Annotated in this window: 11 protein-coding genes; 4 read left to right on the forward strand and 7 right to left on the reverse strand. The window is 53.5% G+C overall.

The window, feature by feature from the left end; translation table 11 throughout:
* Window positions 1-48 precede the first annotated feature (48 nt).
* Entirely contained in the window at window positions 49-315 is a 267-nt protein-coding gene (locus ACO0LK_RS08085) for a hypothetical protein (protein ID WP_422973917.1), read from the reverse strand.
* 60 nt (window positions 316-375) lie between these two features.
* The gene (locus ACO0LK_RS08090) at window positions 376-1,878 is read right to left on the reverse strand and encodes a DUF4331 domain-containing protein (protein ID WP_422973919.1); all 1,503 of its coding nucleotides are present in this window, start codon (window positions 1,876-1,878) and stop codon (window positions 376-378) included.
* Between the two features lie 527 nt (window positions 1,879-2,405).
* Between ACO0LK_RS08090 and ACO0LK_RS08095 the strand changes: the two genes are divergently transcribed.
* Both ACO0LK_RS08095 and ACO0LK_RS08100 read left to right on the forward strand, forming a co-directional pair.
* Window positions 2,406-2,999: an RtcB family protein gene (locus ACO0LK_RS08095; protein WP_422973921.1), complete on the forward strand. Its 594-nt coding sequence runs from the start codon at window positions 2,406-2,408 to the stop codon at window positions 2,997-2,999.
* Window positions 2,986-3,441 carry an RtcB family protein gene (locus tag ACO0LK_RS08100; protein ID WP_422973923.1) on the forward strand — a complete coding sequence of 152 codons (456 nt, stop codon included), beginning with the start codon at window positions 2,986-2,988 and terminating at the stop codon, window positions 3,439-3,441. Before ACO0LK_RS08095 ends, ACO0LK_RS08100 begins: the two co-directional genes overlap by 14 nt.
* Window positions 3,442-3,532: 91 nt before the next feature.
* Here the strand turns inward: ACO0LK_RS08100 and ACO0LK_RS08105 are convergent, their stop codons facing one another.
* From ACO0LK_RS08105 to ACO0LK_RS08125, 5 genes are all read right to left on the reverse strand, one after another.
* A complete protein-coding gene (locus ACO0LK_RS08105; RefSeq protein WP_422973925.1) occupies window positions 3,533-4,390 on the reverse strand; it encodes an ABC transporter ATP-binding protein in 858 nt (285 codons plus the stop codon).
* Window positions 4,387-5,190, reverse strand: a complete 804-nt coding sequence (locus tag ACO0LK_RS08110; RefSeq protein WP_422973927.1) for an ABC transporter permease — start codon at window positions 5,188-5,190, stop codon at window positions 4,387-4,389. Before ACO0LK_RS08110 ends, ACO0LK_RS08105 begins: the two co-directional genes overlap by 4 nt.
* Window positions 5,191-5,356: 166 nt before the next feature.
* On the reverse strand, window positions 5,357-7,147 hold the full coding sequence (locus ACO0LK_RS08115; protein WP_422973929.1) for an OmpA family protein: 1,791 nt from the start codon (window positions 7,145-7,147) through the stop codon (window positions 5,357-5,359).
* A gap of 89 nt (window positions 7,148-7,236) precedes the next feature.
* Window positions 7,237-8,292 (reverse strand): hypothetical protein, encoded by a 1,056-nt coding sequence (locus ACO0LK_RS08120; RefSeq protein WP_422973931.1) that lies wholly within the window; start codon window positions 8,290-8,292, stop codon window positions 7,237-7,239.
* 63 nt (window positions 8,293-8,355) lie between these two features.
* The gene (locus ACO0LK_RS08125) at window positions 8,356-9,096 is read right to left on the reverse strand and encodes a hypothetical protein (RefSeq protein ID WP_422973933.1); all 741 of its coding nucleotides are present in this window, start codon (window positions 9,094-9,096) and stop codon (window positions 8,356-8,358) included.
* 220 nt (window positions 9,097-9,316) lie between these two features.
* Between ACO0LK_RS08125 and ACO0LK_RS08130 the strand changes: the two genes are divergently transcribed.
* Both ACO0LK_RS08130 and kdpE read left to right on the forward strand, forming a co-directional pair.
* Window positions 9,317-11,626: an ATP-binding protein gene (locus ACO0LK_RS08130; protein ID WP_422973935.1), complete on the forward strand. Its 2,310-nt coding sequence runs from the start codon at window positions 9,317-9,319 to the stop codon at window positions 11,624-11,626.
* 31 nt (window positions 11,627-11,657) lie between these two features.
* A complete protein-coding gene (gene kdpE, locus ACO0LK_RS08135) occupies window positions 11,658-12,350 on the forward strand; it encodes a two-component system response regulator KdpE (protein WP_422973937.1) in 693 nt (230 codons plus the stop codon).
* Window positions 12,351-12,353: the final 3 nt, after the last annotated feature.

The raw sequence follows: 12,353 nt of genomic DNA on the forward strand, positions 1-12,353 counted from the left end.
AAGAATACAAAACCCCAGGCCCGGTCTTCTACAGCAGACAAGCATCAATCAACTGATGCTTGCCGGTTCCGTTGTTTCTGGCGCGGTGACAGTCACAGAATCAATGGCCTGTGGTTCAGCCGTATCCGAACCTACGCCGATCAGGTTCAGTACATATTGCGTGAACGTATCGATCAGCGACGTGCCGGGTGTGGTGGTACCTGTGCCCGTATCCGTGCCCGACGTCGTAGAACCGGAACTGGAACTGCTGCCGCAGGCCGCCAGCATCAGCGTCAATGCCGCGCCGGCGATCAGGGTGAGATGTTTTGTTTTCATGATTTTTCCTTGAAAATGTTGTGCCTTGAATTACCGGATCACTTGTATTACTTGTATTACTTAGCGTTTCAGTGCACCGGCCAAAGGAGTTTTCAGGTAAGGGAAGGCATTATCAAAGAAGCTGCTGTCGAGATAAGCGCCATCGGTAAAATCGATAGTGCCGGCGGGTGCATCTGTCGGTACACAACCTATGCTCAACACGCACAACCTGCCCATCACCACGCGCAGGGCAATATCCACCACATCATCACCAGGACGGCGACCATTCGGGAAACCGGCACTGTCACCACCGATGACACCCAGGCGATTTTGTGTGGCGCTGACCGGGGTCGTGGTATTCAGGCGCAGCATTTCAGACGGTGTGACGGTTGCTGGCTGATTGACACCCTTGATACCGGTCAGGAAAGCCGCCACCAGATCATTGCGCGGGAAATTGGTCGGAGCCTTGACACCGGCACTGCCGAACAATACTTCGACCAGCGCTGGCAGGGTTGGGTTGGTTACATAGGTCAGGAACTGAGCGTCGCCGCTAGGTTTGCTGTGGTTGAACTGGTCTTTGTCTTTCAGACCGATCACGACTTCATTCACCAGTGGCATGCCCAGACGCGATACCTGGGTCCATGCGCCACCTTCTTTGGACGCCGCACCGGTGCTGCTAGGTGTCGGGTTGATGGCACGGCCCTGACGCAGGCTGGCGGTAGTCCAGCCGCCGATGACAGCTTCCTTGCCATTGGTCAGGCAGACCGTTGGCACTTCCATTTCTATGGAAGTGATGTTTTTCTGCGCCAGGTCGTCATGGCCTGATTTCTCTGCATTTGGGTCAAAGGCAGTGGCAGGTGCCTTGATATTGATCAAATCAAAGGTTTCCCCCAGATTGACGACGAAGGGATCTTTACGCTGGCCCACAAAAACTTTGCCTGGTGTAGCGCAACCCGGGATATTCACGGCAAATACATGCTTGGCTGCATACGATGCATAGTCAGGGATGGATTTATTACCGATATAGTCCACTGGCTTGTCAAAAACGGTAGAACCATTTGCTGCATTGGTCACAGCCTGGCGGGTGCCGGTACGACGGTCACCGGTAACCATGGTGACGGTATAGGTTTCACGCACATTCAGACCAGCCGGATTGACGCCGTCGATGGCACCGCCGTTGATGACCAGCGGTATGGATACTTTCTTGCCGCCAACCGTAAATTGGGCGTCATTATTGATGTTGTTGAAACGGAATTGGAAAGTCAGGTGTTCTTTGCCGTCACCGACGTTGTCGATGTGGATTTCATACAGCGCGTCCGGGTCCAGGGAGAAATAATTCGGGCCGCCATAGGCATCCTGCAATGGCGAGTAATTGGCAATCAGTGTGGTAAAGGCACTGCGATTGGCTTCATAGCTGCGGAACATATAAAAGTCGGCAGCGTCAACCTTGGGGTGGCGCGTAATAAACGGTGCTTCACGATGGCTGGATGCCTGTGCCGGCAGGGAAGTGATACCGCTCAAACTTCCTGCGGTGACCAGGGCGAGCAGGATTTTTTGATTGAATCTGGATGTTACTTGTCTCATGACCAACTCCTGAAGTGTAGGAAAAAGTGTCCGTGGCAAAGTTAAAAAACGTTACGGGCATTGTTCTTACGCAGGGGATTTGCTTTTGGATGCAATTTAATAAAAATAAATGATGGATTTTTTACGGCGAGAAAAATCTGTAGATTTTGCAGTTGCAACAAATTTGGTTATACTAGAACTCATTTCATCAATAGGGATGAGTGCGAGCAAGGCGATTCGGGATGCAGTGCAAGGCGTGACGCGCAGCTAAGGCTGATGCCTTAGCAAGCGGCGCAACGCTGCAATGCGCCCGAATCGCCAGCTCCCGAAGGGTTTGCCTCATAACGTGTGCTGGACTGCGTTGAACTCGTTGTCAATAGACCCGCTATTGACTGCCTCGTCCGCCTTGCCAGCCCACGTTATGAGGCAAACGCATCTCACCCCTATTGATGAAATGAGTTCTAATCTCCTCTTGGCGCTGCTGCTAGAGGTACAAATGCCCCCGAATCGCCGGAGGCGCACCTGTACTTCAAATTTTGGTAGCCGTCATGACTTCTCATATACGCTCTATTAGCCGTTTACAATCGGCCCTGCAAAGACAGGGTATCCATGTTGAACATGCCAATGGCATCTTTCAACTTCACAATGAACACGCTCAGGCTTCGGTTTTATTACCGGACTCGCTTCCTCTGGAGGAAAAGGCCGTCAAGCAATTGCTGGCTTTTGCCTCAGTCAGATCCCCGGATGCGAATCATGGGGTTTGCAAGGCTTGTGCGACGCCGGATTTTCATCCTGGCAGCATTGCGCCGGTCGGTTCTATCGTTGCCACTGATGCCGGTTTCGTGATTCCTGCCGCCATAGGTACGGACATCAACTGTGGCATGCGCCTGTTGACGACAGGTTTTAATCTGACGCAGGCCAGCCTGCATAAAGATGCGTTGATCCGTCAGTTGCAAAGGGTGTTGCTGGAAAATGCCAGGGATGTACCCGCACATGCCCAGGCATTTGCCGCGCTGTGTGATGCTGGTCCGGCAGCTTTTCTGGATAGCTTGCCAGATGGTGGTATTTGGGCTGCGGCAGATAGAGACAGGCTGCAGCAAGAGCTTACAGCCTGCATAGGCCAATCGCATGGTGCTGGCTGAACTGGTCAGGCAGCAGTTGCAAGCTGTGCTCGGCGGGGCCAGGTCGACACTGATCGTGGATGTACCGCACAACGTGATCTTGCGTGAACACGGTATGAACATACACAGAAAAGGTGCCACCCCGGCACGCGATGGCGACCTGGCGCTGATACCTGGTTCCATGGGTGGCGCCAGTTACCTGGTACACGGATTGGGCAATCCTGACTGGTTATGGTCGTGCAGTCATGGTGCAGGCAGGCGCGTGCGCCGGCAGGATGTACGACGCCTGCGTCACGACAACGCAGAGGCCAGTTGGCAATGCGTGACCCTGCGTGAGGAGCGGCGTATTGAAGAAGCACCGCAAGCCTATAAACCCATAGGCCCAGTGATAGAGGCGCAGGAAGACGCCGGGCTGATCAGGGCCGCAGTCAGACTCAGACCCTGGATTACGTTCAAGGCATAGACTCTGGGCGGGACAGCTTTTTTGAAGCGTTGTATTTAAAGACCTGCATTTAAATCTCAGTATTTAAAGGTCAGTATTTAAAGCTCAGTATTTAAAGCTCTATAAATCGCTGTCTGATTTCCCTGCGTAATGCCTGGAATTCTGCCGTGTCTTCCATGTTCCCGCGCCAGGCCAGGCCGCGTTCTATCAGGTCATAGTGATACTTGATGCGGGCACCGGAGGCCGGATGACCGGCCTGGTCATAGTCGCGCCCCAGTAGCCAGATGGTGTCGGCAATCGCTATGCAGGCATCAATGTCATGGCTGACGACGATGATGGTATTGAGTTCATCCAGCGTCGATATCTTGAGTATGGTGTCGCAGACCCTGGCCTTGGCCAGCGGGTCAAGGCCGGAAAAAGGCTCATCCATCAGCAGGAAGTGATCACTGCACAAGGTTTGCTGGGCGATGGCGATACGCTGACGCTGCCCGCCGGACAGGGCGGCAGGGTAGCAATGGGCCTTGTCTGCCAGACCAAATTCTTCAAGCAGGGTGATGGCCCTGGCCTTTGCCTGGGCATGATCAGCAATTTTGCGCCCGGCTGCCACCAGCAAATTGCCGAGTACGGTGCGATGCCCCAATAGCGGGTAGTGTTGCGCCACCACGCCAACTTCGCCGGGGGTGACCGGGGTTTTTTTGCCATTCAGGTAGACCCCGCCCGAGCTGGGTTTTTGCAAACCGGCGATGCAGCGGAACAATTGCGTCTTGCCTATGCCGGACGGGCCCAGCAGACAGACCACCTGGCCTTGCTCTACACCGTCGCGTGTCAGGTTATCGATATGCGCGCTGACATTGCTCAGCACTGGCTGCTCATGATCGACGCATAGTTGTTCTATACTCAGCAAGCGTTCACCCACCTGATAGGGCAGAGGCGCCGATGGGGTAGTTGATACTGTCGTGGCGGTATTCATGGTGCATTCTCGTTATGTGTGTAGTTGACGTAAGGGCAAAGCATCTGGCGCAATTGGGCCAGCAGATAATCTTGCGCCACTCCATAGAACAGGATGCTGATCTGTATGGCGAATACGCCACTCAATTGAAAGTAACGGTTCTGGTTCAAGAGCAGTGCGCCTATGCCGCCTTCCGATCGGGTCAGGCCCTCTACCATGGTCAGCAAGGTCCAGCCTATGGCGGCGTTTTGCCTGACCAGATCGAGCAAGGTATCGGCTTTGCCCAGTAGTACCAGTTCATAGGTGATGCGCCAGTTGCGCATGCCCAGGGTCTTGCAGTGATCGATGGCGTCCTGTGGTATGGCCTGCACTTCCGCCATCAGGGCGGTCACCATCATGACGCTGGTACCAAAGGTCAGCAGGGCCAGCTTCAATTCATAACCGTCACTGGTCAGTAGCATGAACAGATAACTGAGACCGGCAAAGCCAAGAAAGCGCAGTACCGATGCAAAACGCGCCAGCGGCAGGAAGATGGGGGCGGTACTGGCCGCAGCAATCAACAGGGCTATGCCGGTCGATATCAGCAGGGACAATAGCAAGACCTTGACGCTGGCCCACAGTTCCTGCAACAGGGCCTGTTCATTGAACAGTTTTATCCAGGCCAGACTGATTTCCGCTGGCGATGGTAATACTCTGGTGCTGTGCAGACTCCACAAGGTGAATGCAATCACCACTTGCACCAGCAGCAGGCTGCGCGCCGCATGGAAGGGTGAATACGGCAGGAAAATGTTTTTTATGCCTGGATGTAAACGTAAGGACATGATGATCAATTCAAGTGCTAAAACTTGTGACGAAATGAGTTCTAAAAAAGAGTTCTAAAAAAGAGTTCTAAAAAAAGTTTCAATTAAGCGGCGCAGTGAATATGTCACTGCGCCAACTTGTTACCGTGCTGCCGTATTCCTCGAATGTTCAGCCCCGGCAATATGCTTATTCATTGCTGGTCTTGATCAGCGCAACTTCCACCCGACGGTTGCGTGCACGACCTTCGGCGGTGCTGTTATCTGCCACAGGCTGGCTGTCACCAAAGGCACGTACCCGGATGCGTCCCTCCGGGAAGCCGGATGCTGCATTTGCCTGCAACCAGCTACGTACGGCATCTGCACGTTTCCTTGACAGGATCAGGTTGGCGTCCGGGCTACCGGCTTTATCGGTGTGGCCATTGATTTGTATCGCCAGGCCGGACACGGCGATCTGATTCAGCAAAGCTTCCAGTGTTTCAGTTGCTTCTGGTCTGAAGCTGGCCTTACCAGTTTCAAATTCAATCGCCCAGCCACGTTTGGCAAAAGTGGAAACAGCGGGTGCATTCTGATCAAAGCGCGGCGTATCTGCACGGGCCGTCAGGTTTTTGGCCGTGGCTGCCAAGGCTTGCAGATAGCTGGTGTTGACCACCTTGTCATAGCTTATGATTTCTGGCATGTCGGCTGGGTAGTACTGTTTTGCAATACCACCAAACACGTTGTAGACACGCTGGTACAAATTGTCATTGCCGTTCAGGCCAAACAGGAACAGGTTGTCCGCCAGGTTGCTGGAGGTCGAGCCACCCAGGCGTATGTCCAGGCCTTTACGGTCTTTCTCTACCACGCCCTTGTAGTACTTCATCCACCATTGCGCATTTTCTTCTTTGGCGACTTTGGCAACGACAGCGCTGGCCTTCAGCAATTCTGTGTCGTTGCTGCGGATGGCGTCGGTGGCTTCAAATGCGGCAGCCAGCATGTTTTTGACATATTCAGGGTTTTGCGCCATCCACTGGCGATTACCTATGATGGTGGCGGGCATTTGCCACATGTATTCACGGGTAGAAGCAACGGCCGCCAGACCACCGACTTCGCGCGCCACCTTGACGTCACCAGGCGTCCACGTCGCGGTACCATTCTGGCAAACCTTGCGGCGTTCACTGCTGGTTTTGCCATTACGTATTACCGGGCGGGTTTCGCAAGCACCCTGGTTGGCGGCGGCAATCAGCTTTTCATCCGACTCTGCAAAGGACGCGACGCCGACAAAATTCATGGCATCGGGGTCATAGGTCTTCACGTCCGGGTTGACCGGGATTTTATTGTCGGCCGCATATTTCATGCAGATATTCCAGTCACCATCGCGCAAGACAGCGCCGATCAGTGAACCACGTGCCTTCTGTGGATCAGTCGCGACTTCGGCAGGCAACATGCATTTGTCTTCGCCGCGTGAATAGCCAAGTGATCCTATCACTTCAATCTGCTGACCGAGTTTGCTCATGCTTTCCTGCGCAGCAGCGAAATAACCGGGGCCACCGTCACCCATAATGACGACAAAGGCAGCACCTTTTCCCGGGTAAGCCACACCTTTGGCGACTTCACCGGCAAAGATGGCCTGCTCGGCGATCATTTGCGCATAGTCGTCCTGACGTTCCAGTTGCAGGTGTATGCCGTGTTTGTCCATCAGGCTGCCGTGTGCGGTGGTGGCGTCGCCGTTGGCATAATGGATGGATGCTTCAGCATTCCATGGCAAGACCAGCATGCGTGCCTGGTAGGTGCTTGTGGATGGTGCCAGCGTAAAGGCGGCAGCAATGCCGTTCTCGCTTTGTGCATTGGCCTGGACGGGAATTTCCATTGCCGTTGGGATAGCTGTTTTTGCTGTCCAGAATTTCAGGCCATTGCTGCTTTTTACATAGGTATTCAAACCGTAGATGCCGGCACCGACAACGGTGGCTATCAGCAACAGACGGGGTAAAGGCTTAAGCATGTTTTTCTCCTTGTGTATGCTCGTGATACGTGTTTCGTGTTAAGTACTACTTCATTTGCGTCAGCCATTAGTGGCCGATGCTTGCCACATCATTTGTGGTCAAACCAATTCTTTTGTGTGCTGCCACCCGCTTGCGTATTGCCGGATGACGCAGGGCCGTCCGTGTTGACTGCTGCGACGGTTTTTCCGGCATAGCTGCCTTCTATGATCAGGCGCTTCTGGTCTGCGCCCAGCAGGATGGAATCACCACGTTTTTCCCATTCCTCTATCATCTTCATTGCGCTGGCTTCATACATGCCGTTCTGCAAATCGATGGTACTGACGAAGGAATCCGACATCCGTACAAAGTCTTCTATTTCGCCGATCTTCATTGCATAATCGTTGGCCAGGTATTCATTCGCCATATCAAACATCGCACGTGCATCGGGGTCGCCATTGATGATGCTGCGGGCCGATTTGATGGCGGAATACGCAGCATCCGTCATCTGCTTGCGACGCTGCTTGACATCAATTTCACGCCTGATGTCTTTGATCAGGAACTGTGAAATTTCCTGGTATTTCACCAGCACCGAATACAGCAACTGCATCTTGGTCAGCAAATCCTGGTAGGTGATATTGGCTTCCTGCATGCGACCTGCCTGGCGTGATTCTTCAGCAATCACGATGGTCTTGCCGGCCTTGCTGGCTTCCTTCACCATCATCAAAGACTTGTTGCGTATGTTTTCATTGCTGCGTATTTCTTCCTGGCAGGCGCGTATCATTCCGGCCAGGCTGGCGATGCGGCTATTCATGTTGACCAGCTTTTTCTCCAGTTCAGACACATAGGTATGCATGATGCCTATAGGGTCAATTTCGACGAACAGACGGGTGATTGCCCGCATCGCGTTCTGATACAGGTAAGAACCCAGACGCCAGAAACGTCTGTCGCTGACTACGTAAGCAAAGGCGATGGCGGTCACGCCCAGTACACCTGCGTATAAGGTGTTTTCAAGCAGCGTGATAATTTTTGGCAGGCATTCATACAAGAGATAGCCAGCTCCCGCTATCGCACTGACTGCAACGATCTGGCCGGTGACGCCTTCTGGCTTTTCCCAGAAGGATTTGGGTTTGAAACTGGAAGGGACTCCAGGAATATGGTCGCTCATGATTATTCTCTTTGCTTTCTTTTCAATTCTTTCTTTTCGGGTACGAAGTTATTGCTAACTGCCTCAGGCATTAGCGACTGAGGTGCCAAGGTGCTGACTGACTCGCAACTGATCGGCGTCCAGTCTGGCCTTGACGATGCCTGCTGCCTGCGCAAAGTCCTGCACGGTTTTTTCTATGGCTTTTTTTCTTATGTCGGCTTCGCGTTCCAGCTCGGCTGCACGTGACTGTTTACGTTCCAGGTCTTCCTGTACTTTGCTGATGCGTTGTTCGGCTTCAATGCGCAACTGTTCTATCTGTTGCCGGCCTTGGGTGATGGCACTACCCAGTGCCTTGACCTCTTGCAGGCGGGCATGAATTTCCGCTTCTTCAGCAGCATGCGACTGGCTGGAAAACCGGTTCTGTTCTGCTGTCAGCACATCGATATGGGTGGTGATAGCTTGCATCACCTGTTCCACCGTACGCTGCTGGGTTTTCCTGAGCACTGCAAAGGCAGAGCGATAGCGGGTTGCTTCATCCATAGGCAATTCAGCCAATGCAGTGATGGCTTCCGCCAGTGCGGAATAGGCGGTTGGCCTTTCCATCACCAGCGCAAGTAATTCCTTGCTCATTGCCGTTTCATCAGGATCGGCGACAGCTTGTTTTGTGACCCTGCCGGTCACCGGCGTGGCTGGATTTTCTGGCGTGGTTTCCTGATTAGCCGGGCCTGGTTGCCGATTGTTGCGTGCCGGTATATCGTCTTGCCAGACCAGGTCTTTTGCACCGTGCAGAAGGCGTGTCGCCAGGCTGGTTTTTGTCTCGTTCATTGCGTTCTCCATGACTGATTTGCGATGAAGACAGCTTAGCAACGAAGGCGTAAATGCTGCGTAACGAGTTTGAAAACGGGCGTAAACATAAAGTAAACATGACGTGGTAATTGATGCGGGAATTTACCGTTGCTGTTATCGTGCACAAGACGAACAATAAGCTGCACAATTAGCTGCACAATTCGCTGCACAAAAACGAACAATAAGACTGGCAAATTTGATGAACGCGAACACACATCCGGCCACGCCAGAACCTCAGGGAAAATTGCGTATTTACTTTGGTGCCGTGAACGGCGTCGGTAAAACCTATGCCATGCTTAACGCCGCTCGCCAGAAATTGGCACTGGGACGAAAAGTTCTGGTTCACCTGGCTGCAAGCCAGCCTGCTGATGTAATCACTTTACAGACAGAATTACAGTCATTGGCTGCTCCGGATTCCATGTTGTTGTGCCATGGAGAATTTGACCTGGCTGCCGCGCTCGATTTCAAGCCTGAACTTTTGCTCATTGATGAACTGGCACATTCGAATGTGGCTGGTGATAGTCATGTCATGCAGAACGCTACTCGCTGGCAAGACGTGCGCGATATGCTGGCTGCGGGTACGGATGTCTACACCACAGTCAATGTGCAGGATCTGGAAGGCTTGCACGGAGCTGTCATCGCCATTACCAAGGTGGCGCAGACACTGACGAAAACACCGACGCAAACTCTGACCCAAACCATACCGGACAGCGTATTCGATAATGCAGATGAAGTAATTTTGCTGGATGTACCCGTCGATGAACTGATCGCACGTTTTGAACATGGCAAGTTACGCCGCACAGGTGTCGATGTGACTGAGCCTCTGTATCGCAAAGGTCATCTGATGGCCTTGCGCAATCTGGCGATACGGCGCAATGCCGACCGTATCAAAGGGGAAGGGCAGGTGAGTAAACCCGAGCCTGTGACACGCAAGCGGCAGGGCGTCAGTCGTGTGGAATATTTCATGCCGGCGGCCAGAACACTGACGCGCCAGCCTTACCTGCGTGCCGCAGCGATCAGCCTGTTGACGGTGCTGGTAGTCTGGCCCTGGCAGTCGTATATAGAACCTGCCAACACCGCATTGATCCTGCTATTTTTTGTGATGGCCGTTGCGATGCGCATGGGGCGTGGTCCGGCGGTGCTGGCCAGTGTCTTGATGACGCTGTGTTTTGATTTCTTTTTTGTCGAGCCGCGTTTTTCTTTCTGGATCAATGACTGGCAATATGCACTGACAATGGGCTTGATCCTGCTGTTGGGTGGCATGGCTGCCAAGCTCATTTCGGATGTCAGCGCGCAGAGCCGGGTGGCCGAATACCGTGCCTTGCGCGCCAGTGCCATCAATGAATTTGCCCGTGCCCTGTCAGCCGCCTTGCAGACTGAGCAGATTAGCGATATCTGCCGCAATTTCATTGAAGATGCCTTCCAGGCCAGGGCCAGCCTGTTATTGCCGGACGCTGGCGGACGTTTGCAATATCCGGCGGAATTTGGACCGGAATATGGCAATGCCCTGAATATGAGTGCACTGGATATGCAATTGGCACAAGCCGCATTTGAACGTGCGGAATTGACCGGTCCCGGGACTGCTCATGAAGCAGCGGCCAGCATACTGTATCTGCCACTGGTGGCACCCATGCGTACACGGGGTGTCCTGGTGGTGCAGGCAAGCGACAGCAAATGGATGCACATCACTGAACAACGCAAGCATCTGGATACCTTTGCCACTCTGGTGGCGATTGCGCTGGAACGGGTGCACTATGTCGAAGTCGCGCAAGACGCACTGGTGACGATGGAGTCCGAACGCCTGCGCAATTCGCTGTTGTCTGCCTTGTCGCATGATTTGCGCACGCCGCTGACTTCGCTGGTCGGTTTGTCTGAAACCCTGACGCTGACCAAGCCAGACTTGAGCAGTCAGCAGCATGAGCTGGCTTTGGCCCTGCGTGATGAAGCCTTGCGCATGAACCGGCTGGTGAATAATTTGCTCGACATGGCCCGTATGGAAAGTGGTCAGGTACGCTTGAATTTGCAATGGCAAGCAATACAGGAAGTCGTAGGAAGTGCCGTGCGTGCCTGCAAGTTTTCATTGAGCAGGCATCAGCTACAGGTCTGTATGGGAAATGCCATTCCGCTGGTGCAGTATGATGCCCTGTTGCTGGAACGGGTATTGTGCAATCTGCTGGAAAATGCCGGCAAATACACACCGCCCGGCACTATGATCACTATCGCCGCCGAGTGTAGCGATGACATGTTGGTGGTTAGCGTATCGGACAATGGCCCGGGCCTGCCGGCAGGCAAGGAAGAAGCCATCTTTGAAAAATTTACCCGTGGTGAACGCGAATCGGCACAACCTGGCATGGGTCTCGGTTTGTCCATCTGCCGTGCGGTGATAGCAGCCCACGGTGGTAAGATATGTGCCCGACCGGCTAGCCAGGGCGGTGCCTGTTTCGAGTTCCGGTTGCCACTTGGCGACCTGCAAGATATAGGCGCGCTGGATGAGATGGAAATGGAATGAGTTCTAGTTCCTGTTTTAGGATGAAATACCCATGAGTGAACCTTGCAACATCGCCCTGCTGGTCGAAGATGAACCACAGATACGTCGCTTCGTCAGGATGTCGCTGGAAGCCGAGGGCTGGCAGGTGTTCATGGCCGAGACCATGATGCGTGGCCTGATCGATGCCGGTACGCGCAAGCCCAATCTGATCGTGCTTGATCTTGGCCTGCCCGACGGTGATGGCCTGGATTTCATTCGTGACATTCGTAAATGGTCACAGGTGCCAGTGATTGTGTTGTCGGCGCGCGATGATGAAAACATCAAGGTCAAAGCCCTTGATGCGGGTGCTGACGATTATCTGACCAAACCCTTTGGCGTGGCGGAACTGATGGCCAGGGTCAGGGTGGCAATGCGCCGTCAACGCCCCAGCGAAGGTGATGGCCTGATGCAGTTTGGCGATATCAAGATAGACTTGAAGGCCAAGCTGGTCAGCAAGGCCGGGCAGGTCGTACATTTGACCCCGACTGAATACCGCTTGCTGGCGGTACTGGCTGCCAATCCTGGCCGGGTGGTCAGCAATCCGCAGTTATTGCGTGAAGTGTGGGGGCCGTCGAATACAGAGAATGGCCATTACCTGCGGATTTTCATGGGGCGTCTACGGCAAAAACTGGAAGATGAACCGAATCTGCCGGTATATTTATTGACGGAGACGGCGGTCGGTTATCGCTTGCTGACGTCGGTTTAGCAT

Origin of the sequence: Undibacterium sp. Ji49W, from assembly GCF_049340205.1 — a bacterium.
In the GTDB taxonomy this organism is placed as follows: Bacteria; Pseudomonadota; Gammaproteobacteria; order Burkholderiales; family Burkholderiaceae_D; genus Undibacterium.